The sequence below is a fragment of the Acidovorax sp. CCYZU-2555 genome (assembly GCF_018413525.1).
Lineage (GTDB): Bacteria > Pseudomonadota > Gammaproteobacteria > Burkholderiales > Burkholderiaceae_C > Comamonas.
In genome coordinates this window covers 62602-84592 of record NZ_JAHCDD010000012.1, presented here as the reverse complement: position 1 = coordinate 84592, position 21991 = coordinate 62602, and the positions used below count along the sequence as shown (strand labels likewise).

Annotated in this window: 17 protein-coding genes; 11 read left to right on the top strand and 6 right to left on the bottom strand. The window is 67.3% G+C overall.

Going from position 1 to position 21991, the window contains the following annotated elements; genetic code table 11:
• From KHY18_RS06380 to KHY18_RS06350, 7 genes are all read left to right on the top strand, one after another.
• Entirely contained in the window at window positions 1–1362 is a 1362-nt protein-coding gene (locus KHY18_RS06380; RefSeq protein ID WP_213295866.1) for a GspE/PulE family protein, read from the top strand.
• A gap of 216 nt (window positions 1363–1578) precedes the next feature.
• Entirely contained in the window at window positions 1579–2934 is a 1356-nt protein-coding gene (locus KHY18_RS06375; RefSeq protein WP_213295863.1) for a hypothetical protein, read from the top strand.
• Between the two features lie 57 nt (window positions 2935–2991).
• On the top strand, window positions 2992–3282 hold the full coding sequence (locus KHY18_RS06370) for a hypothetical protein (RefSeq protein WP_249728952.1): 291 nt from the start codon (window positions 2992–2994) through the stop codon (window positions 3280–3282).
• Window positions 3283–3385: 103 nt separating this feature from the next.
• On the top strand, window positions 3386–4390 hold the full coding sequence (locus KHY18_RS06365; RefSeq protein ID WP_213295858.1) for an LLM class flavin-dependent oxidoreductase: 1005 nt from the start codon (window positions 3386–3388) through the stop codon (window positions 4388–4390).
• Between the two features lie 112 nt (window positions 4391–4502).
• Entirely contained in the window at window positions 4503–5729 is a 1227-nt protein-coding gene (gspF, locus tag KHY18_RS06360) for a type II secretion system inner membrane protein GspF (protein WP_213295856.1), read from the top strand.
• 2 nt (window positions 5730–5731) lie between these two features.
• Window positions 5732–6679, top strand: coding sequence for a 5'-nucleotidase (locus KHY18_RS06355; RefSeq protein WP_213295845.1), 948 nt, complete (start codon window positions 5732–5734; stop codon window positions 6677–6679).
• A gap of 48 nt (window positions 6680–6727) precedes the next feature.
• Window positions 6728–7090, top strand: coding sequence for an EF-hand domain-containing protein (locus KHY18_RS06350; RefSeq protein ID WP_249728951.1), 363 nt, complete (start codon window positions 6728–6730; stop codon window positions 7088–7090).
• Window positions 7091–7317: 227 nt separating this feature from the next.
• Here the strand turns inward: KHY18_RS06350 and KHY18_RS06345 are convergent, their stop codons facing one another.
• The 3 genes from KHY18_RS06345 to KHY18_RS06335 form a co-directional block, all read right to left on the bottom strand.
• Entirely contained in the window at window positions 7318–7749 is a 432-nt protein-coding gene (locus KHY18_RS06345) for a hypothetical protein (RefSeq protein WP_213295839.1), read from the bottom strand.
• Between the two features lie 169 nt (window positions 7750–7918).
• Complete coding sequence (locus tag KHY18_RS06340) at window positions 7919–8410, bottom strand: cyanophycin metabolism-associated DUF1854 family protein (RefSeq protein ID WP_213295837.1); 492 nt, start codon at window positions 8408–8410, stop codon at window positions 7919–7921.
• A 4-nt stretch (window positions 8411–8414) separates the two neighbouring features.
• Complete coding sequence (locus KHY18_RS06335) at window positions 8415–10712, bottom strand: cyanophycin metabolism-associated ABC transporter (RefSeq protein ID WP_213295835.1); 2298 nt, start codon at window positions 10710–10712, stop codon at window positions 8415–8417.
• Between the two features lie 205 nt (window positions 10713–10917).
• On the opposite strand from KHY18_RS06335, the gene KHY18_RS06330 reads away from it, so the two are divergent.
• From KHY18_RS06330 to KHY18_RS06315, 4 genes are all read left to right on the top strand, one after another.
• Complete coding sequence (locus KHY18_RS06330; RefSeq protein ID WP_213295832.1) at window positions 10918–13089, top strand: cyanophycin synthetase; 2172 nt, start codon at window positions 10918–10920, stop codon at window positions 13087–13089.
• Window positions 13090–13160: 71 nt separating this feature from the next.
• Window positions 13161–15746, top strand: a complete 2586-nt coding sequence (gene cphA / locus KHY18_RS06325) for a cyanophycin synthetase (protein WP_213295830.1) — start codon at window positions 13161–13163, stop codon at window positions 15744–15746.
• Window positions 15747–15803: 57 nt separating this feature from the next.
• Window positions 15804–16283: a CreA family protein gene (locus KHY18_RS06320; RefSeq protein ID WP_213295827.1), complete on the top strand. Its 480-nt coding sequence runs from the start codon at window positions 15804–15806 to the stop codon at window positions 16281–16283.
• An 86-nt stretch (window positions 16284–16369) separates the two neighbouring features.
• The gene (locus KHY18_RS06315; RefSeq protein WP_213295822.1) at window positions 16370–16645 is read left to right on the top strand and encodes a hypothetical protein; all 276 of its coding nucleotides are present in this window, start codon (window positions 16370–16372) and stop codon (window positions 16643–16645) included.
• 7 nt (window positions 16646–16652) lie between these two features.
• Here the strand turns inward: KHY18_RS06315 and KHY18_RS06310 are convergent, their stop codons facing one another.
• From KHY18_RS06310 to KHY18_RS06300, 3 genes are read right to left on the bottom strand one after another with little or no spacing between them, the layout of a single operon-like run.
• Window positions 16653–19427, bottom strand: coding sequence for an Hsp70 family protein (locus tag KHY18_RS06310; RefSeq protein WP_213295818.1), 2775 nt, complete (start codon window positions 19425–19427; stop codon window positions 16653–16655).
• 14 nt (window positions 19428–19441) lie between these two features.
• Complete coding sequence (locus KHY18_RS06305; protein ID WP_213295814.1) at window positions 19442–21292, bottom strand: Hsp70 family protein; 1851 nt, start codon at window positions 21290–21292, stop codon at window positions 19442–19444.
• Window positions 21289–21891, bottom strand: a complete 603-nt coding sequence (locus tag KHY18_RS06300; RefSeq protein WP_213295811.1) for a DUF2760 domain-containing protein — start codon at window positions 21889–21891, stop codon at window positions 21289–21291. Before KHY18_RS06300 ends, KHY18_RS06305 begins: the two co-directional genes overlap by 4 nt.
• Window positions 21892–21991: the final 100 nt, after the last annotated feature.

Sequence of the window (21991 nt, the reverse complement as noted above, 5' to 3'; positions counted from 1 at the left end):
ATGCGTTATCCCCTGCCCTACGCCTATGCCCGCAGCGCGCAGCTGCTGATCGAAGACGACGGCCAAGAGCCCGTGCTGTGGCATGGCCCCACGCCCGACTTCCAGGCGCTGTCCGAAGTGCAGCGCAGATACGCGGTACAGCAGTGGCAGGCGATCGACGCCACGCTGCTGGCGCAGCGCATCAGCGCCGCCTATGCCCAGGGCGAATCGAACGCCGCACGCGTGGTCAGCGAAGTCGAGTCCGACGCCGACCTGTCGCGCATGATGCAGGATCTGCCGGCCGTGGAAGATTTGCTCGAGACCGCGGGCGATGCCCCCATCATCCGCATGCTCAATGCGCTGCTGACCCAGGCCGCGCGCGATGGCGCCAGCGACATCCACATCGAGCCCTATGAACGCCATTCGAGCGTGCGCTTTCGCGTCGACGGCGACCTGCGCGAAGTGGTGCAGCCCAATCGCGCGCTGCACGCGGCGCTGATCTCGCGGCTGAAGATCATGGCCGACCTCGATATCTCGGAAAAGCGCATGCCGCAGGACGGCCGCATCAGCCTGCGCCTGGGCACGCGCGCGATCGACGTGCGCGTCTCCACGCTGCCCAGCGCGCATGGCGAGCGCGCCGTGCTGCGTCTGCTCGACAAGAGCGGCTCCAAGCTGACGCTCGAGTCCGTGGGCATGCAGGGCGAGACGCTGGAACGCGTCGAGTCGCTGATACGCCAGCCGCACGGCATCATCCTGGTCACCGGCCCCACGGGCTCGGGCAAGACCACGACGCTGTACGCGGCGCTGCAGCGGCTGGACGCGTCCAGCGGCAACATCATGACCGTCGAGGACCCGATCGAGTACGAACTCGCGGGCATAGGCCAGACGCAGGTCAATTCCAAGATCGACCTGACGTTCGCCAAGGCCTTGCGCGCCATCCTGCGCCAGGACCCGGACGTGATCATGATCGGCGAAATCCGCGACTTCGAAACTGCACAGATCGCGATCCAGGCCTCGCTGACGGGTCACCTGGTCCTGGCCACACTGCACACCAATGACGCGCCCAGCGCCGTCACGCGTCTCATCGACATGGGCGTGGAACCCTTCCTGCTGAGCAGCTCGCTGCTGGGCGTGCTGGCCCAGCGGCTGGTGCGCAAGATCGACACCTCGGAACCCAGCGGCTACAAGGGCCGCACCGGCGTGTTCGAGCTGCTGGTGGTCAACGACGCGATCCGCAGCCAGATCCACGGCCAGGCCAGCGAGGCCGATATCCGCGCCGCGGCACTGGCCAGCGGCATGACGCTGATGCGTGACGACGGCGAACGGCTGGTGCGCTCGGGCATCACCACGCCAGAAGAAGTACTGCGCGTGACGCGCGACTGAGGCCGTCGCGCGCCAGCTGGTGCGCGCAGCCATGAAGGCGGCGCTCAACCGCCCCTGAAGCACCCCGCGCCGCCAGGCGCCCCTGCCCGACAACGCGCCCTTGGAGGGCGCGTTTGCGTTGCCGCCAGCCTGCACACATGCAGACGAGATGTTGGCCTACAGAATAGCTTCCAACTATTGATAGCTAAATACTATCAATATGGATAAACTTTAGCCATGAACAATCAAACCCACTTCTCACCCCGCCATCTCGCTCTGGCACTCGTCCTGCCTCTGACCCTCGCCGCCTGCGGTGGCGAAGAAAGCAGCACCATCGTTTCCAGCACCCAAGCTGCGGCGAACAGCACGTCTCTGACGCGGGCCGGCTTGGTCGCACTGCCCGAAGGCGCTGCAGACGCACTGGTCTGCGTGGACCTCAAGGGCACGGGCGTCTGCGATGCCAGCGCAGCGACGCTGGCTCGGACCGATGCCAATGGCAGATATGTCATCCGCTACGAACCCAAGGACGAAGCCGATGCCAAGGATTTCAGGACGGCAGCCCTGCTCGCCGAGATTCACCGCGGGCAAGGCAACTACACGCTGTCGAGTCCAGGCAAGAAATCCGACAACATCAATCCGTTGACCACGCTGGTGCACCGCCAGATGCTGCAGGCCAGCACGCTGGACGCGGCCGAAGAGAAAGTCGCGCGCCAACTGGACATCGACATCGACGCGATCTACTACCTCAACCGATCCAGCGTGGCACTGGCGGCGGCGTCGCTGACGAACTATTCGCTGGAAAACGGCATCGCGACCATGATCCGCAGCGCTGCTGAAACGCAGGACAACACTGCGCAACTGGTGTCCTTTCACTTCAAGGATAGGCATAACTACGAATATGACCTCCACGCGCCCGAAGGCAGTGCCAATGCGCAGGGCCAGACGCTCTGGCGTCCGACCTATGGCGGAAAGATCAACGGCAATGACCGCACGCCGGAAAATGCCGCCTACACCGCGCGATACATCGATGACTTCATATCCACTGGACGCGAAGAGTATTTGAACAGTGGCGTACTCAAGCTGTATTCCGCAGACAACCAGTTCACGCCCGTTCTGCTGAGCCGCGAAAAAACCGCCAAGGCGGCCGAACGCGCCAAAAGGAACGCGATCAATGGCTACGCGGTGGAGACCACGGTGCAAAAGCTCGATATCTCCGGTCAGTCCATGCAGACGTTCTTTGGCAACCCGGCGTCGTATAAGCCAGCGCTGAAGAACATCGCGCACATCGACGCCTTCACCATGGAAGATGCCACCCTGCTGGCCGATGCCACCTTCCCCGAAGGCTCGGTGCTGCATATCCAGTTGGGCACGCCGGTTGGCAACAAGAACAGCGTCCGGTTCACCGAATCCAAAGTCAGTGCCCACGAATTCAATTCCCAATACGAGTCAACGTCAGGGGAGAGCACTCTGGAGCAAAAGGCCAATGACCTGAACCCGAAGCTGGCAAAGCATCCCATCCGCGCATTGAAGGTCAAATACGCGCTCAACAACCGCGCCTGGATGGCCATCGCGGCCGCACTGAACCTTCCCTGAGGCAGGCCGGCGCGCCCCGGGCTGCAAGGCCATGCATCAGCGGCGACAATGTTCGCCATGATGCAAACCCTGAGCACCTGGAGCGCGCCTTACGGCGGCGAAACCCTTTTGTTGTTGGCCCTGCTGGCGATCGCCAGCTACGGGCTGCTTTTGTTTTACAAGCCCCGGTTGTCGGAAAGCCAGCTGCGCCGCTGCATACGCCTGGCCGCGCTGGTTGCGCTGCCGCTGTCGTTCGTGGCCATGGAGATGGGCAGCAACAACATCGGCATTGCCGTGCTGTCCTTCATCTGGTGCATTGTGGTGGGGATCACCTGCAAGAACGAAATCACCCGGCGCCACACCCCTTGATAGTGCCGCGTTCACCCGCATCTTCAGATGCTGGGGCGGCCACAGCCACGTTGATCGGCTTCTCGCGATGTGAGCCCCTCCGGCCCAACGAAAGACCCACCGCATGCTGAAATCCCTCCAAGACATTCGCCTTTCCCTGCTTGATCTTGTCGCCGTGCGCGAAGGAGGCAGTGTCGGCCAGGCCCTTGAGATCGCGCTGCGCACCGCGCAGAAAGCCGAAGAACTGGGCTTTGCGCGCTACTGGCTGGCCGAGCACCACAACATGCCGGGCATCGCGAGTTCGGCGACGGCCGTGCTGATCGGCCATATCGCTGGCGGCACCAAGAGCATTCGCGTGGGCTCGGGCGGCGTGATGCTGCCCAACCATGCGCCGCTGGTCGTGGCCGAAGCCTTCGGCACGCTGGCCGAGCTGTACCCGGGCCGCATCGACCTGGGCCTGGGCCGCGCGCCCGGCACCGACGGCCCGACGATGCGCGCACTGCGCCGCGACCGCGTCGAAACCGAGCAGGATTTCCCGCGCGACGTCGCCGAGCTCCAGCAGCTGCTGGGCCCGATCATGCCGGGCCAGCGCATCATCGCCATGCCGGGCGCGGGCACCAATGTGCCGATCTGGCTGCTGGGCTCGAGCCTGTTCTCTGCCCAGCTCGCCGCGCACATGGGCCTGCCCTATGCGTTCGCCTCGCACTTCGCGCCGCGCATGCTGTACCAGGCACTCGACATGTACCGCGAACTGTTCCGCCCTTCGGCGACGCTGGCCAAGCCCTATGCGATCGTCGGCGTGCCCGTGGTCGCCGCGCCGACCAACGCCGAAGCCGAATTCCTCGCCAGCAGCACCCAGCAGCGCATTCTGGGCATTCTCACGGGCAACCGCACGCGGCTGCAGCCGCCCGTGGAGAACTATGCGGCCCAGCTCTCGCCGTCGGAGGTCGCGGCCATCCATGACTTTCTGCGCGCCGGCGTGGTCGGAGACAAGGAAACCGTGCGCCAGCATTTCCAGTCGCTGGCCCAATCCACCCAGGCCGACGAGTTCATGCTGGTCAGCGATGTCTACGACCCCGCGCTGCGCCTGCGCTCGCTCGAAATCGCCGCCCAGGCCATGGCCGGCTGAAGGCCGCGTTCGCCGCGCACCGCAACACGCGGGTCGCGGCGCACACACAGCGTCATCGTCAGCGGCTAACATGTGCTGAATTCCTTTCGCACGCCTTGCCTGCTTCCTTCCCATGCCAGCTTTTTCCTTTGAAGCCCTCGACGCCCAGGGCGCCTCCCGCAAGGGCACGCTCGAGGCCGACAACGCCAAGTCGGCGCGCAATCTGCTGCGCGCCCAGGCGCTGGTGCCGCTGTCCGTGGTCCCGCTGGGATCGGGCGGCGCGCCCGGCGCCGAGCTGAGCTGGCAGGAACGCTGGCTCACGCGGCCGGTGTTCAATTCCAGTGCGCTCGCGGTCTGGACGCGCCAGCTTTCCGGGCTCGTGACTTCAGGCCTGCCGCTGGAGCGGGCATTGAGCGCGCTCGCCGACGAAGCCGAAGACCAGCGCCAGCACCACCTGCTGGCGACGCTGCGCGCGGAAGTCAATGCGGGCTCCACGTTTTCGCGCGCGCTGCAGCAGCACCCGCGCGAGTTCTCCGAAATCTATTGCGCCGTCATCGGCGCGGGCGAATCGAGCGGCAGCCTGGGCCTGGTGCTGGCAAATCTTGCCGACGACCTCGAAGCGCGCCAGGCGCTGCAGTCCAAGCTGATAGGCGCATCGCTCTATCCGGCCATCGTGTCGCTGGTGGCGGTCGTGATCGTGCTGTTCCTGGTGAGCTATGTCGTGCCCCAGGTGGCGGGCGTGTTCGTAGGCACCAAGCGCCAGCTTCCCATACTCACCGTGGCCTTGCTCGCCATCAGCGATTTCGTGCGCGAGTACGGCTGGGTGATGCTGGGCGCGCTGGTGTTCGGCGCGCTGGCCGCGCGCCAGCTGCTGCGCAACCCGGCGACGCGCGAGCGCTTCGACGCCGCCTGGCTGCGCCTGCCGCTGATCGGCCGCCTGGCGCGCAGCTACAACGCCGCGCGCTTCGCGAGCACGCTGGCCATGCTCGCGGGCGCGGGCGTGCCGATTCTCAAGGCCTTGCAGGCCGCGGCCGAGACGCTGGGCAACCGCGCGCTGCGCGCCGACGCGCTCGACGCGCTGGTGCTGGTGCGCGAAGGTGCGCCGCTGGCGTCGGCGCTGGCCAAGAAACGTTTCCCCGGCCTGCTGGCGATGTTCGCCCGCCTGGGCGAGCAGACCGGCCAGCTGCCCGTCATGCTGCAGCGCGCGGCCAACCAGCTGTCCACCGAAGTGCAGCGCCGCGCAATGCATATGGCGACGATTCTCGAGCCGCTGCTGATCGTGGTCATGGGCCTGGTCGTGATGCTGATCGTGCTCGCGGTGCTGATGCCCATCATCGAACTCAACCAGTTCGTCAAATAACGATGTCCATCACGCTCGAAGACAAGCTGGTCGTCGCGATCTCCTCGCGCGCGCTGTTCGACTTCGAGGAAGAGAACCGGCTGTTCGAGCGCAGCGACGCCGCCACCTATCTGGAGCTGCAGCGCCAGCGGCTGGAAATTCCCGCGCAGCGCGGCATAGCGTTCTCGCTGGTGCAGAAGCTGCTGGCGTTCAATACGCCCGGTGCGCAGCGCGTCGAAGTCGTGATCCTCTCGCGCAACGACCCGGTCAGCGGGCTGCGCGTATTCCATTCGGCGGAGTCGGCCGGCATCGCGCTGCAGCGCGGCGTGTTCACCCAGGGCCGGCCGCCGTTCGGCTATCTGCGGCCGCTGGGCGCGCACCTGTTTCTCTCGGCGAATGCCGACGACGTGACCGAAGCGCTGCGCCTGGGCTATCCCGCGGCCCATGTGTTCACCGATTCCGTGCAGGCCAGCCTGTCGCACCCGAACGAAGTGCGCATTGCGTTCGACGGCGACGCCGTGCTGTTCTCCGACGAAGCCGAACGCGTGTTCCAGGCCGAAGGCCTAGAGGCCTTCCAGCGCCACGAGACCGACCGCCACGGCCAGCCCCTGCCCGACGGGCCGTTCAAGCCGCTGCTGGCCGCGCTGCACCGGCTGCAGCAGATGGCGGCCGAAGTGCCCGGCATGCGCATTCGCACGGCGCTGGTCACGGCGCGCAGCGCGCCCGCGCACAAGCGCGCGATCCAGACGCTGATGAGCTGGGACATCGCCGTCGACGAAGCCATGTTCCTCGGCGGGCTCAGCAAGGGCGCCTTTTTGCGCGAGTTCGAGCCCGATTTCTTCTTCGACGACCAGACCGGCCATGTGCGCAATGCGGCGCTGCATGTGCCTTCGGGCCATGTGCGCAGCGGCATAGCGGCAAACCTGCAGGAAACATCTGCAACCAGGCGCAAGCAAGCCGACGAGGGGTGATTCGCGCGGCCCGGGCGCACAACGGCGCGCCATGGCACCATGGTTCGCATGGCAAATTCCTATTTCCCTCTTTCCCTGCAGCAGCGCGCGGCCGGACTGCTGTGCGGCCTGGTGCTGCTGACCGCTTGCGGCCTGACGCTGGCCGAAACTCCTGCGGCGCCCGATGCTGCGACGCCGCTGACCAAAGGCGAAATCAAGGCCAGACGCGATTTTCAGCTGCTCGACTTCAACAAGGACGGCAAGCTCAGCCGCACTGAAGTCGCGCTGTTCCCGCGCCTGGCCGCGGCGTTCGACACCGCCGATACCGACAAGGACGGCTTTGTGTCGTTCGAGGAAGTCGAAGTGTTCGCCGTGCAATACCGGGCCGAGCGCGCGGCGAAGGCGGCGGCGGAGCAGGTGGACAAGAAGTAATTCCGTTTTTTGAGCGTAGGCCGTTCATGGTTCGACGCGCCCGGCCAGGGAAGCTCACCACGAACGGATACGGCGCTTGCAGCCAGCGTGTCACACGCGTGGGGGGCACCGAGCAAGGGCCGCCCCGCAGCGAGGGTGCCGTGCCTGGCCGGCCGCCCCCCTACACCGAAGGTTGAGAGGGGGAAGCCGGGGCCGGCCCTCCGGCGTAAGCGGCTCAGGGGGTGCTTTTACAATCCGCGTGTACGCTTGGTCTTGGGCTCGGAGTAGGTCAGCGGCTCGTCCTTGACGATCAGTTTGTTGCGCTCGGCTTCGTCGGTCTGGCTGATCTGCTGCGCCTGGTCGACCACGCGTGCGCTCGCCAGCCACAGCGACTGGAAATGCTCGATCAGCTGCTTGTGGATAGGCTCCTTGGGCGGCTCCTCGACTTCCTCGACCTGCTTTTTCTCTTCGACGGCCGTCCAGTCGCGGTTGCCCTGGTCGGGTGCCGAAGGCTTGTCGGGTTCGCGCACGATCGCGCCCTCGCCCAGGCGGTCGGTGGATTCGATCGCGTTCACGGGGTTGATGGGGCGCACTGGCACGGCGCCGGACGCGCCCGTGGAATACAAATCAGCGCCCGAAGGTCGCCAGACAGACGATCGATCGACAGGTGTGATTGACATGATGGATCCTTCGGTGGCTCAAAACTAGTGGCGGGGGCGGAAACTTCCCGCCTTCGTAGCTTGATCGGCATTGCCAGCCAAAAATAAAGGAATTTCTGCAAAAAAACTGCTCTTTTTTACAGAGATTTTTCGGATCCTGCCAAAACCCAGGCCCCATATGGCCTGACTGCTATAGAAATCGCTCGAGCAAACGCTGCGAAGGGCGGTCCAGCGCCGTGGTGTCGGGCACGGCGAACTGCACGCCGTCGCTGCCCGCGATGCGCAGCCGCGTGCGGCCGTGGAGCTTGCGAATGTCTTCCTCGGCCTTGAGCACCAGTTGGGTGGCGCCGCGGTCGGTGTCGACCTCCCAGGTGCTGGGCGTGGAAAAGCTCGAAACGCTGCGGATCTTGAGAATGGTCGGCACGAATTCGCGCACCGCGAGGTCCTGCTCGATCAGCACGCGCGCGGCCTGGGGCAGCAGGCTCATGTGCGCGACCCACAGCGCTTCCTTGCCATCGGTGCGCATCAGCGACAGGCCCTCTTCGGGCGCGGCCATGGGAAACGCGCGCACCGGCACCACGCCCACATGCTCGCTGCCGTCGGCCAGCGTCAGGACCAGGCAGCCATGGGCGTCGCGCCGCACCTGCAGGTTCAGCGGGGTCATATCCAATGTGTCAGCCATGGCATCAGTCCTTGATCAGCGTGGTTTGCAGCACCAGGCCCGCGGCCTGCGCATCTTCTTCGGCGCGGCGCGCCTGGGCTTCGTAGAGCCGCCAGTAGGCACCGCGCAGCGCGATGAGTTCGTCGTGTGGGCCGACTTCGACGATTTCGCCGCGGTCCATCACGACCAGGCGGTCGGCCTTGCGCAGCGTCGACAGACGGTGGGCGATGGCGATGGTGGTGCGGCCCTGCACCAGGTTGTCGAGCGCCTTCTGGATTTCCTTCTCGGTCTCGGTGTCGACGGCCGAAGTCGCTTCGTCGAGGATCAGGATGCGCGGGTCGATCAGCAGCGCGCGCGCGATGCTGATGCGCTGGCGCTCGCCGCCCGACAGGCTCTGGCCGCGCTCGCCGACCAGCGAGTCATAGCCCTGGGGCAGTCGCAGGATGAATTCGTGGGCGTGCGCGGCGCGTGCCGCGGCGACGATTTCGGCGCGCGTGGCCTCGGGCTTGCCATAGGCGATGTTCTCGGCGATGGTGCCGAAGAACAGGAACGGCTCCTGCAGCACCAGGCCGATGTTGCGCCGGTAGTCGGACACCGAGATGCGGCGCACGTCGACGCCGTCGAGCTGGATGGAGCCCGCCGAGACGTCGAAGAAGCGGCAGATCAGGTTGACCAGCGTGCTCTTGCCCGAGCCGCTGTGGCCGACCAGACCGATCATTTCGCCGGGGCGGATTTCCAGGTCGAGGTGCTTGATCACGCTGCGGCTGCCGTAGCGGAAACCCACGTCCTTCATGGTGATCGCGCCCTGGACCTTGTCCATCTTCACGGGATTGGCGGGCTGGGGCACGTTGCTCACGTGGTCGAGGATGTCGAAGATGCGCTTGGCGCCGGCCGCGGCCTTCTGCGTGACCGAGACGATGCGGCTCATCGAGTCGAGGCGCGTGTAGAAGCGGCCGATGTAGGCGATGAAGGCCGTGAGCACACCGACGGTGATAGAGCCGTCGGCGACCAGGTAGATGCCGAAGCCCCAGACGATCAGCAGGCCGATTTCGGTCAGCAGCGTGACCGTGGGAGTGAACAGCGACCAGGTCTTGTTAACCTTGTCGTTGGCCTGCAGGTTGATCTGGTTGGCTTCGTCGAAGCGTGCGGCCTCGCGCTTTTCCTGGGCGAAGGCCTTGACAACGCGGATGCCGGGAATGGTGTCGGCGAGCACGTTGGTGACTTCGGACCAGACACGGTCTATCTTCTCGAAGCCGGTGCGCAGGCGGTCGCGCACGGTGTGGATCATCCAGGCGATGAACGGCAGCGGCACCAGCGTCACCAGCGCGAGCCAGGGATTGATGGAGAACAGGATCACCGAAGTCATCACGATCATCAGCACGTCGGTGACGAAATCGAGAGCGTTGAGCGACAGAAAGAGGTTGATGCGGTCGGTTTCGGCACCGATGCGCGCCATCAGGTCGCCCGTGCGCTTGCTGCCGTAGTAGTCGAGCGACAGCGTCAGCAAGTGGTTGTAGGTGGTGGTGCGCAGGTTGGCGCCTATGCGCTCCGAAACCTTGGCGAGCACGAAGGTGCGCGCCCAGCCCAGGGCCCAGGCGAGCAGCGCCGAAATCAGCAGCGCGCTCAGGTAGAACGCGACCAGACCGGAGTCGATCTTCTCGCCGTTCTGGAACGGGATCAGGATCTTGTCCATCAGCGGAATGGTCAGGTAGGGCGCGACCAGCTGGGCGCAGGTGGTCGCCAGCGTCAGCAGAAAGCCCAGCAGCAGCTGGCCCTGGTAGGGCTTGGCGAAGCGCCACAGGCGCAGCAGCACCCAGGTCGAGGTCTGCGGCGCCTGCTGGCGCGCACAGGCCGGGCAGTCGTCGGTATTGGGCGGCAAGGTGGCGTGGCAGACCGGGCAATGCGCGGTTTCCTCGTCTTCGACCGCGCTGTAGGCCTGCTGGCGCGCGATGCGCTCGCGCTGGCGGTCGAACTGCTGCTGCAGCAGCACCATCGCGGCCTGGTGGCTCAGCGTGACGAACCAATGGGCCAGGCGCGCGTCGTGGTTGTGCAACTCGAGATGGCCGACACCGCCATGGTCGTGCAGGCGCAGGCTCTGATCAACGGTCAGTGTCCACTCACTCCACTGGTGGGTCTTGGGATCGCAGACCCGCAACCTTTCTTGCGTCAGGGCCAATAGACCATTGCCAAACTGCAGATCAGCACTCAGGTCAACCGGGACGATGGCTAGAACGTTCTCATCAGAAGCGAGCCTTGCTCGCAGTTCGTTCCCCAGAGGGCCGGCAAAGACTGCCGAAGCGTCCACAGTATGGTGATGTTGCATGTTGAATTATTTTCCTCCGCCGCTGGCGGCTCCAAGAGTCATACCGACTACCGCATCGGCATGGTAAACCTGGCAGTGCCCGACGCTCGTTACTCATTGCTCAACGCGCGAGCCTTCGATTAGGCTGACAAGCGGCACAATGCCTTTCATTCTTGGGCAGGAATGTGAAATTCCTGTTCTCCCACTTTCTTACCCGCTGAATGACATGGCGAAACTCAACGACATCCAACTCTTGCGTACAACCTTCCTGCGTGGCCCCAGTGTCTGGACCTATAGGCCCGTGCTGGAGGTGTGGCTGGATCTGGGTGAGCTCGAAGAATACCCGTCCAACAAGATTCCCGGCCTCAACGAACGCCTGACCACCTGGCTGCCCGACCTGATCGAGCACACCTGCGGTGTCGGCGAGCGCGGCGGCTTCATTCAGCGCCTCGAAGGCGGCACCTGGATGGGCCATGTGCTCGAGCACGTGATCATCGAGCTGCTGAATCTGGCAGGCCTGCCCGCCGAGTTCGGCCAGACGCGTGAAATCTCCAAGGCCGGCGTGTACCGCATGGTGTTCCGCTGCCCCGAGGAAGCCGTGGCACGCGTGGCGCTCGAAATGGGCCACAAGCTGCTGATGGCGGCGATCAACGACCAGCCTTTCGACCTCAAGCCCGCGATCCACGCGATCAAGACCGCGATCAACGACCGCTACCTCGGCCCGTCGACCGGCTGCATCGTCGACGCCGCGAGCGAGCGCCGCATTCCGCACATCCGCCTCAATGACGGCAACCTGGTGCAGCTCGGCTACGGCGCCGCCCAGCGCCGTATCTGGACCGCGGAGTCGGACCAGACCAGCGCCATCGCCGAAGGCATTGCCCAGGACAAGGACTTCACCAAGCGCCTGCTCGCCGCCTGCGGCGTGCCCGTGCCCGAAGGCCAGGTGGTCAACAGCCCCGAGGAAGCCTGGGAAGTCGCGCAGGAAATCGGCACGCCCGTGACCGTCAAGCCTTCCGACGGCAACCATGCGCGCGGCGTGACGCTGGAGCTGTACAACGAAGCCGACATCAAGACCGCGTTCGCGCTGGCCCAGCCCGAAGGCTCGGACGTGATCGTCGAGAAGTTCATCGACGGCGTCGAGCACCGCATTCTGGTGGTCGGCGGCAAGGTCGTCGCCGCGACCAAGGGCGAGACCGTCAGCGTCTATGGCAACGGCACGGCCACTTTGGGCCAGCTGGTCGAAGTGCTCAACCAGGACCCACGCCGCGGCCCCGAGCAGGAATTCCCGCTCGACTGGATCAATCTGCAGGCCGGCGCCGTGAAGCTCGAACTGAACCGCCAGAACGTCAGCGCCGAATCCGTGATTCCCAAGGGCCAGGCAGTGCTGCTGCAGCGCAACGGCAACATGGCGATCGACTGCACCGACGACGTGCACCCCGACGTGGCGTACTACGCGACGCTGGCCGCGAAGATCGTGGGCCTCGACATCGCGGGCATGGACATGATTCTCAAGGACGTTTCCCAGCCCATGCAGGGCCAGGGCGCCATCCTCGAAGTCAACGCCGGCCCGGGCCTGCTGATGCATCTGAAGCCGACCAACGGCGCGCCGCGCCCCGTGGGCATGGCGATTGCCGACCACCTGTTCCCGCGCACCGAGGAAGACCGCGACGCGGGCCGCATTCCCGTCGTCGGCATCGTCGGCACGCGCGAGAACGCGTTCATCGCCCGCCTTGTCGGCTGGCTGCTGCAGCTGTCGGGCAAGCGCACGGGCGTGGCCAGCAGCGAAGGCATGTTCCTGGCCAACCGCCAGACGCAGAAGACCGATACCGCCAACTGGGCCGGCGCCCACCGCCTGCTGACCAACCGCCTGGCCGAAGCCGCGGTGATCCAGACCACGCCGCGTTCCATTCTGGAAGAAGGCCTGGCCTATGACCGCTGCCTGATCGGCGTGGTCACCGACATGGACGGCTACGAAACGCTGGCCGACCACGACGTGCTCGAAGCCGGCCAGATGCGCCGCGTGATCCGCACGCAGGTCGACGTGGTGCTGAGCCATGGCGCGGGCGTGCTCAATGCCGACCTGGCCGAAGTCGCCGATCTGGCCGAACTGAGCGACGGCGAAGTCATTCTGTACTCGCTGGACGCCGCCAACGCCGTGGTTGCAGCCCACCGCCAGGACAACGAAGGCGGCCGCGCCGTGTTCGTCAAGGGCAACAATGTGGTGCTGGCCACGGGCGCGCAGGAACGCGTGCTGGGCACGCTGGACGCGCTCGCACTGCCCGGCGGCAAGCGCCCCGACACGCCGGCGCTGCTGGCCGCGATCGCCACGGCCTGGGCGCTCGATATCTCGCCCGATCTGATCGGCGCCGGTATCAAGACCTTCGAATACAGCAACTGATTTCACGCAAACCACGACGACATGCATGCCCGGCTGGCCCCGCGCCAGCCCGCCATCTGAAAGAACCGAATATGCAGATCACCCGCATCCGCGCCTTGCGTGGCCCGAATCTCTGGACCCGCAGCACCGCCATCGAAGCCATCGTGCAGTGCGAAGACAACGAGCAGTGCTATACCTCGATCGCCGGCTTCGAGGAGAAGCTGCGCGCGCGCTTCCCGACCATCGCGCCGCTGCAGCCGCATGGCGCCGACCAGCGGCTGTCGCTGGCCCATGTGCTCGAAGTCGCGGCGCTGTCGCTGCAGGCCCAGGCCGGCTGCCCGGTGACGTTCAGCCGCACGCATGAGACGCTGGAAAACGGCACCTTCCAGGTGGTCGTCGAGTACACCGAGGAAGCCGTGGGCAAGCAGGCCGTGCAAAAGGCGCTGGAACTGGTGCAGGCCGCGCTGAACGACACCGCCTTCGACGCCGAAGCCGCGATCACCGCCTTGCGCGAACTCGATGAAGACGAGCGCATCGGCCCCTCCACGGGCGCCATCGTCGACGCCGCCGTGGCGCGCGGCATTCCGTTTCGCCGCCTGACTTCGGGCTCGCTGGTGCAGCTGGGCTGGGGCGCGAAGGCGCGCCGCATCCAGGCCGCCGAACTCGACAACACCAGCGCCGTCGCTGAATCCATCGCCCAGGACAAGGACCTGACCAAACGCCTGCTGCACTCGGCCGGCGTGCCCGTGCCGCTGGGCCGCCCCGTTGAATCGGTCGATGAAGCCTGGGAAGTCGCGCTCGAAGTCGGTCTGCCGGTCGTGGTCAAGCCCCAGGACGGCAACCAGGGCAAGGGCGTCACGGTCAACCTGACCGAGCGCAGCCAGCTCGCCGCCGCCTACGCTTCGGCCGAAAAATACGGCACGGTGATGGTCGAACGCTTCCTGCCCGGCCATGACTTCCGCCTGCTGGTCGTCGGCGACCAGCTGGTCGCCGCCGCGCGCCGCGAGCCGCCCCAGGTGCTGGGCGACGGCCAGCACACGGTGCGCGAACTGGTCGACACCGTCAACCTCGACCCGCGCCGCGGCTCGGGCCATGGCACGGCGCTGACCAAGATCCGCCTCGACGACATCGCGGTCGCGCATATCGCGGCCGAAGGCCTGACGCCCGATTCCGTTCCCGCCCAGGGCCAGCGCGTGGTGCTGCGCAACAACGCCAACCTGTCGACCGGCGGCAGCGCCACCGACGTGACCGATGACGTGCACCCCGAAATCGCGGCACGCGCGATCGAAGCCGCGCAGACCATAGGCCTGCACATCTGCGGCGTCGACGTGGTCTGCGAAACCATGCTGCGCCCGCTCGAAGAGCAAAACGGCGGCGTGGTCGAAGTCAACGCCGCGCCCGGCCTGCGCATGCACCTCGCGCCCTCGTTCGGCAAGCCGCGCCATGTGGGCGTGCCCATGGTCGACCAACTGTTCGCCCACGGCCAGGACGGCCGCATTCCCGTGATCGCCGTGACCGGCACCAACGGCAAGACCACGACCGCGCGCATCATCGGCCACCTGTTCGCGGCCCATGGCCTGCGCGTGGGCATGACCAACACCGACGGCGTCTATGTCAACGGCCGCCAGATCGACAGCGGTGACTGCTCGGGCCCGCGCAGCGCGCGCAACGTGCTGGCCCACCCCGAAGTCGACGCTGCCGTGCTCGAGTGCGCGCGCGGCGGCATTCTGCGCGAAGGCCTGGGCTTCGACCGCTGCCAGGTCGCCGTCGTGACCAATGTGGGCGAAGGCGACCACCTCGGCCTGAACTTCATCACCACCGTCGAAGACCTCGCCGTGCTCAAGCGCGTGATCGTGCAGAACGTCGCGCCCACGGGCTATGGCGTGCTCAACGCGATCGACCCCCATGTCGCGGCCATGGCCAGCGTGTGCCCCGGCAAGATCATCTACTTCGCGGCCGACCGCCACCACCCCGTGATGGCCACGCACCGCGCCCAGGGCAACCGCGTGGTCTATGTCGACGGCGACAACATCGTCGCCGCCGAAGGCTCGTGGCGCGAGACCATTTCGCTGCGCGACGTGCCGATCACACGTGCCGGCACCATAGGCTTCCAGGTCGAGAACGTGATGGCCGCGACGGCCGCGGCCTGGGGCGCGAACCTGCCCTGGGAAACCATTCGCCGCGGCCTGTCGGGCTTTGTCAACGACAGCGACAACGCACCCGGCCGCTTCAACGTGATGGACTACCGCGGTGCGACGATCATCGCCGACTACGGCCACAACCCCGACGCGATGCGCGCGCTGGTCCAGGCCGTCGAAGCCATGCCGGCCAAGAAACGCAGCGTGGTCATCAGCGGCGCGGGCGACCGCCGCGACCAGGACATCAGCGAGCAGACCAAGATCCTGGGCAAGGCATTTGACGATGTCGTGCTGTACCAGGACGCCTGCCAGCGCGGCCGTGAAGACGGCGAAGTGCTGCGCCTGCTGCAGCAGGGCCTGACCGGCGCGACGCGCACCAGCTATGTGACCGAGATCCAGGGCGAATTCGTCGCCATCGACCACGCGCTCGCGCGCCTGCAGCCCGGCGATCTGTGCCTGGTGCTGATCGACCAGGTCGAACTCGCGCTGGCCCACTTGCAAAAGCATGTGGACGACGCCGCGGACAGCGCAACGCCCTGAACGCCGGCGCGAATGGTACAAAGGGGGCACTGCCCCCTTTTTTCATTTCTGCCCGCCATGCCCAACAAAACGCTCAAAGCCCTGCTGATTCTTGCCCTGGCCGGCTGCGGCGCCGCCCAGACCGAAACCATTGGTTCGGTCGACACCGTCTTCAAGTTCATAGGCCCCGACCACAAGATCGTGGTCGACGCCTATGACGACCCCAAGGTGGCTGGCGTGACCTGCTATGTCTCGCGCGCCAAGACCGGCGGCATCAAGGGCGGGCTGGGCCTGGCCGAAGACCGCGCCGAAGCCTCGATCAGCTGCCACCAGACCGGCGCCATCACGATCAGCGCCCCGCTGCCCCAGCAGGAAGAGGTCTACAGCGAGCGCGCCTCGCTGCTGTTCAAGCGTCTGCGCGTGGTGCGCATGCTCGACGTGCCGCGCAACACGCTGGTCTACATGACCTACTCCGACCGCGTGATCGAAGGCTCGCCGCAAAACAGCGTCACGGCCGTGCCCGTGCCGCGCAGCACGCCGATTCCGGTGAAGAAGTAGGCCGCGGCGTAACGGCTACGGCCTACAGGCGGGTCGCGGCAGCCGGCCTAGCATGGGGACCTGCTCCCCGTGCAAAGGATAAAACCATGACCAAGCCCCAGACTCCACAGAAGACTCCCACGCCTACCGACACCATCGATGCGCCGCGCAGCGTGGACACCACAGAACGCGAAGACGGTGAGCCTAGCGACGCGCCCAAGCTGCCGCACGAGCGCGACGAGTCGGTCGACATGACGCATGGCGCGCCCAGCGAGAAGATGCGCCAGGCGCATGCCGACGTCGTCAGCGGACAAAAAGACACCGATGCGCGCAATACCGAGGCGCGCCGGCTGGACCCCAAGAACAATCCCAACGCGGCCTGAGCGGGGGTCAGCCCACGATCAGCACCAAGCCCGGCGGCAGGCTTTCGCCGAAGCTGCGCCGCTGCTCGGCCGCATCGAGTTCGACCACGCTGGCCACCATCGCCTGCCAGTTCTCGGGCGCGCGCTGCTGCGCGAGCCTGGCGATGACCGGCGCGCGCTGGGCGTCGCTCAGATCGCGCGCGCGGTCGCCGGTCATGCGCGCCATCTGCACGGCGGCGAACATCGCGCTGTCGTTGTGGCGCCAGTCCTGGGCCAGCACCGCAGCGAGGAAGGGATCGAGCTGCTCGGGCGGAATGATCTGGTGCGCGCCCGCAGGGCTTTGCGGAACGCGGCTGCAGATGCGCCCCAGCGCCCACCAGGTCTGCAGCGATTCGCCGGGCTTGCCCAGGCGGTCCAGCATCCACTGGCCCATTTCGAGCCGGTAGACCCAGGGAACGTTTTCGAGCACCGCGAACAGCCGCACCATGTCGTCGTAGCTGCCCAGCGCCGAAGACTTGCCCTGCGCACGCTGGCCTGCCTGCTGCATATGGCCGGCGACATCTTCAAGCAATTGCATCTGCTGGGCTTCGGAAAGACCGGCCGCCGCGCGGCGCCAGAAGATCCACCATTCGGCCCAATTGCCGCTGTCCTGCGGGTGGGCGATGCCTTGGTCGTGCAGCGCCCAGACCTGGGCGATGCGCCAGTCGTCGAGCTGCGCGCCCACGCCGGGGCGCAGGCAGTAGCCCGCGAGATTGAGCCAGCTGCGCTCGTGCTCGGGCGTGCGCCGGCGGCGCCGCGCGCGCGCCAGCAGCGCGTCGAACAGCGTGCGCAGCAGCGCGAGGTCCCAGCTTTCGCGCGCGCCCAGTAGCTTCTCGAGTGCCGCGCGCAGCTGTTTCACTTCCTTGGTCGCCACGCTCTGGTCCTGGCTGCCGAACACGCGCTCGATCTGCGCGATCGCGCGCGCCAAAGCGGCAGCGGCCGCACTTTCCGGCGCCTGCGTCGAGGCATCGGCCTCACCACGCACGGCGAAGACCAAGGGCCAGTTCTGCGCCGGGTCCTGCACGGCCACACATTGCACTTCGAGCGTGCCGACTTCGGTCATCGTCGCCTGCAGCATCACTTCGACCTGGGCGCGTTCGCGGCCCGCAGGCGCGGGCAGCACGGCCGTGAGCGGCGGCAGATGCACCAGCTCCTCGCCTTGAAGATCGCGCACCTCGCCGGCCGCCACCTGGCCCGTCGCGGTCGAGGCGAGCAGATGAAAGCGCACGGCCTGGCCCAGGCGCAGTGAAAAACGCTGGACTGCGAGGCGAACGGCCAGGCCTTCTTCGCTGCCCTGGGGCAGTATGCAGATCGCGCGCAGATGGCTGTCGTCGGTGTCCAGGCGCAGGAAATAGCTGCGCGCCGAGCCGCCGCCTATGCGCAGGCCGCGCGGCGCCGCACAGGCCTGGGAGGGCCGGCCGCGCTGCGCGCGCTCCAGGCCATGGGCCACGGCGCCGCGCGCCACCGCCCAGTCGGGGTGCTCGTTGACCAGCACGCGCAGCGGCGCGCCGCGCCATTGCACCAGTTGATCGAACACGCGCTGGGCGATCGCCGGGCTGTGGAACACGCCGCCGTTGAACAGCACGCTGTCGGGCACGCCTTGCGGCCCCAGCAGCTCGGCATGGGCGGCCAGAAACGCCGCGATATGGCGCGTGATGGCCGCATCCGCGGGATAGGGCAGGCCCCAGGCCAGCAGGCCGCCCTGGCGCTGCTGCGGCCGCGCGGAACGCGGCTGCAGCGGGAAGAAGCCGTCAAGCAGCTGCTGCTGCACGGTTGCACGCCGGAGTTCAGCCGAGCGCGCGCCGCCCATCAGCTGCGCGCCGCTGCCCAGCAGCGTGACCGTGACGGCTTCGGGCGCGTCGTCGGCGAGCAGCTGCTCCTTGGCGACGCGGCAGCGCTGCACCAGCTGCGCAAAGCGCGCGGCCGACAGCCGCGGCTGGGGCGCGGCCATTTCGGCTTCGAGGCCATGGGCCAGCGCCAGATCCATGTTGTCGCCGCCGAGCATCAGGTGCGCGCCCACGCCGCGGCGCGTGAGTTCGGGCAGGCCGTCGATAGACGTGACTTGCACCAGGCTCAGATCGGTGGTGCCGCCGCCGATGTCGACTACCAGCAGCCATTCGCTGCCCTGCAGCGCCTCGCCGACCTGGGCCGATTGCATCAGCAGCCAGTCGTGCAGCGCGGCCTGCGGTTCTTCGAGCAGGCGCAGCGGCGGCAGGCCGGCCAGCTGCGCGGCTTCGAGCGTGAGCGCGCGCGCGCCTTCGTCGAACGATGCGGGCACAGTGAGCACCAGATCCTGCTGCGCGAGCGGCGCTGCGGGAAACTCTGCATCCCAGGCCGCGCGCAGGTGAGCCAGGTAGCTCGCGCTGGCCTGCAGCGGCGAAATCTTCTGCACGCCTTCGGGCGCGCCCCAGGGAAGAATGGGCGCCGAGCGGTCCACGCCCGCATGCGACAGCCAGCTCTTGGCGCTGCTCACCAGCCGGCCCGGCACCTGCGCGCCCAGGTCCTGGGCATAGCGCCCGAGCAACGCGGGCGCGGCATCGCTGGCGAACAGCGGCGGCCAAGGCTGCTGCCAGGTCGCGGGCGCGAGTTCGCTCTCGCCCGCCTGGTAGCGCAGCGAAGGCAACAGCGCCGCGGCCGCGATCTCGGCCGTGGACACGCGCTGCGCTATCGGCAGCAGCGCGACCGGCGCGCTGCCGTCGGCCGGCGCATAGGCCAGCAGCGTATGGCTGGTGCCCAGGTCTATGCCGACGATGTAGCGTGCCATGGCTCGCCTTACGATCAGCCCGCGGCGCTGTCGGAGCGCACGTCGAACTCGACTTTCCAACGCTCTTCGCTGCCCAGCGGCACGGCGTGCAATTCGAGCGTACCGATATCGGTCACGCTCGCATGCAGGCGCACGGCGACGACTTCGCCCGGTGCGCGGCCTTGTGCCGGCAGATGGATTTCGATTTCCTGCAGCTCCACCAGTTCCTCGGGGCCCCAGAACTCGAGCAGGCTGCCGACCTGGTCGTTGCGGCGCGTCGACGAGCCGAAGAAGCGCAGCCGCACGGGCTCGCCCACGACCAGACCGAACTCCTGCGCGTCGAGCGTCACTTCCGTGCCCTCTTCCATGCCGAACGGTGCCAGGCACAGCGCCGACAGCGGCGGCTCCATGCCGGGAATGGCGGGCATGTTCGATTCGACGCCCACGTAGTACGACTGCGCGGCGCCGCCGCGGATGCGCACGCCGCGGCCCTGGCGCACATAGCCGAAATAGGCCGCGCCGCGCGCCACGGCCAGATCGAGATCGGCACCGCCGAGCAGCCGCGCGGGCGCCGCGCCTTCCGCTGCCAGCCAGCCGTTGAGCACCGTCAGCAGGCGCTCGGCGATCAGGCCCGACTTGAGCACGCCGCCGTTGAACAGCACGGCCGAAGGGTGCAGGAAGCTCGCGCCTTCGGGCTGCGTGCCCTGCAGGCCTTCGATGGCTTCGGTGGCACCCACCTGGCGCGACAGGAAGGCCGCGAGGTGGCGCGTGACGGCAGCGTCCTGCGCATAGGGCAGGCCCAGCTGGGTCAGCGCGGCGCGCGCGCGCGTGATCGGCTTGTCGCTGGCCGCGACTTGCGGGAAGAAGCCGTCGACCAGGATCTGCGTGAGTTCGGCGCGCGTGACTTCGGTGCGCACCGAGCCGCCGATCAGCTTGGAGCCGCGGCTGGGCACGACGACGGGCACGCTGTCGAGCGACGCATCGCTGAGCAGCGCTTCCTTGGCCGCGCGGCAGGCATGGGCCAGCGCGCGCGTCTGCCAGGCATCGAGCTGCCGGCCTTCGGCCGCGAGCTTGCGCGCCACGCCATAGGCGAGCGCCAGGTCCATGTTGTCGCCGCCCAGCAGGATGTGTTCGCCCACGGCGACGCGCTGCAGGCTCAGTTCGCCCGCGCTTTCGAGCACCGCCATCAGCGACAGATCGGTGGTGCCGCCGCCTACGTCGACGACCAGGATCACATCGCCGGGCTGAACCTGCTTGCGCCAGTCGCCCGCGCTGCCCTGGATCCAGCTGTAGAGCGCGGCCTGCGGCTCTTCCAGCAGCGTCAGCTGCTGAAAGCCCGCCGCACGCGCGGCCTCGGCCGTGAGTTCGCGCGCCGCCGGGTCGAACGACGCGGGAATCGTCACCGTGATGTCCTGCGCATCAAATGGCGCTTCGGGGTGGGCCTGCTCCCAGGCCCAGCGCAGGTGCGACAGATAGCGGATGGACGCCGTGAGCGGCGAGATGCGGTGCACTTCGGCGGGCGCGTCGGCCGGCAGCAGCGGCGCGCGCCGGTCCACGCCCGGATGGCACAGCCAACTCTTGGCGCTGCTCACCAGGCGAATCGGCGTGGCCGCGCCGCGCGTGCGCGCGAGTTCGCCGACGGCGAAATCTTGCTGCGCGCCCCAGGGCAGGGCCAGGTCGCCGGGAGCGAGTTCGCTTTCATGCGGCAAGTAGAGAAACGAGGGCAGCAGCGGCTTGGATTCGACCGCGGCCGGGCCGGTGAGCTGGGGAATCTCGAGCACGCCATGGACCACCTGGTCGCCGTCGCTGGCCTGCTGATCGACCCACGACAGCGCGCAGTGCGTGGTGCCCAGATCGATGCCGATGCTGTAACGCGAGCCGCTCACAGTTCCACCTCGGCCTGGGCAACCACGCTCGCCGCCTTGGCGTCGGTCAGCTGGGGCAGGCGCGTGGCGCTCACGCGCCAGCCGCGGTGGCCCAGCGTGCCGGTGAACGGCGCCTGGCCGACGACATTGCCCGTGAGGCGCACGGCCGTGGCGTCAAAGCCTTCGGCCAGCGTCACGCGGCTGCCTTCGGCTTCGCTGCGCACCGGCTCGAGCGTGAAATGCTCGGCCAGCACCTTGCGGCAGCCCGCATGCACCACGCGCGTCGCGGCGCCGATGTCGGCATCGCTGTAGCCCGTGGTGTCTTCCTGCACGAAGTCGACGAAGCGCGCTTCGCGCTGCAGCAGGCCCAGCAGTTGCAGCGCGCTGGTTTCGGAGGCCAGCGCGGGCGCGACGGGCGCGGGCGCGGCGACGGGTGCCACCACGGGCGCAGGGGCTGCGGCGACCGGCGCCGCTGCGGGCGCGGGCACATCGGCCGCGAACGCTTCACCGCCGCGCAGCCGCGCGACGTTGGCCGCGAAACGCGCATCGCCCAGGATGGCGAAGAAGCTGCTCACGGCAAGCGCAATGCGCGACAGGAAGGAGGGAGGAGTGGAGTTCATGTTCAGGTCTCTGCCATCATCAACGCGGTCGGCGCGCGCGGGCCGGCAACCGGCCCAGCAAGCCCCTGACCGCAGGAGCACGGGGCCCGGGGGCCACGGC

What these genes read in the sequence shown, in the direction of transcription:
- KHY18_RS06310 (WP_213295818.1), bottom strand. Translation starts at nt 19,427, where the DNA reads ATGGCACGCTACATCGTCGGCATAGACCTGGGCACCAGCCATACGCTG.
- KHY18_RS06300 (WP_213295811.1), bottom strand. Translation starts at nt 21,891, where the DNA reads ATGAACTCCACTCCTCCCTCCTTCCTGTCGCGCATTGCGCTTGCCGTG.
- gspF (WP_213295856.1), top strand. Translation starts at nt 4,503, where the DNA reads ATGCCAGCTTTTTCCTTTGAAGCCCTCGACGCCCAGGGCGCCTCCCGC.
- cphA (WP_213295830.1), top strand. Translation starts at nt 13,161, where the DNA reads ATGCAGATCACCCGCATCCGCGCCTTGCGTGGCCCGAATCTCTGGACC.
- KHY18_RS06330 (WP_213295832.1), top strand. Translation starts at nt 10,918, where the DNA reads ATGGCGAAACTCAACGACATCCAACTCTTGCGTACAACCTTCCTGCGT.
- KHY18_RS06365 (WP_213295858.1), top strand. Translation starts at nt 3,386, where the DNA reads ATGCTGAAATCCCTCCAAGACATTCGCCTTTCCCTGCTTGATCTTGTC.
- KHY18_RS06345 (WP_213295839.1), bottom strand. Translation starts at nt 7,749, where the DNA reads ATGTCAATCACACCTGTCGATCGATCGTCTGTCTGGCGACCTTCGGGC.
- KHY18_RS06370 (WP_249728952.1), top strand. Translation starts at nt 2,992, where the DNA reads ATGATGCAAACCCTGAGCACCTGGAGCGCGCCTTACGGCGGCGAAACC.
- KHY18_RS06355 (WP_213295845.1), top strand. Translation starts at nt 5,732, where the DNA reads ATGTCCATCACGCTCGAAGACAAGCTGGTCGTCGCGATCTCCTCGCGC.
- KHY18_RS06320 (WP_213295827.1), top strand. Translation starts at nt 15,804, where the DNA reads ATGCCCAACAAAACGCTCAAAGCCCTGCTGATTCTTGCCCTGGCCGGC.
- KHY18_RS06315 (WP_213295822.1), top strand. Translation starts at nt 16,370, where the DNA reads ATGACCAAGCCCCAGACTCCACAGAAGACTCCCACGCCTACCGACACC.
- KHY18_RS06380 (WP_213295866.1), top strand. Translation starts at nt 1, where the DNA reads ATGCGTTATCCCCTGCCCTACGCCTATGCCCGCAGCGCGCAGCTGCTG.
- KHY18_RS06340 (WP_213295837.1), bottom strand. Translation starts at nt 8,410, where the DNA reads ATGGCTGACACATTGGATATGACCCCGCTGAACCTGCAGGTGCGGCGC.
- KHY18_RS06335 (WP_213295835.1), bottom strand. Translation starts at nt 10,712, where the DNA reads ATGCAACATCACCATACTGTGGACGCTTCGGCAGTCTTTGCCGGCCCT.
- KHY18_RS06350 (WP_249728951.1), top strand. Translation starts at nt 6,728, where the DNA reads ATGGCAAATTCCTATTTCCCTCTTTCCCTGCAGCAGCGCGCGGCCGGA.
- KHY18_RS06375 (WP_213295863.1), top strand. Translation starts at nt 1,579, where the DNA reads ATGAACAATCAAACCCACTTCTCACCCCGCCATCTCGCTCTGGCACTC.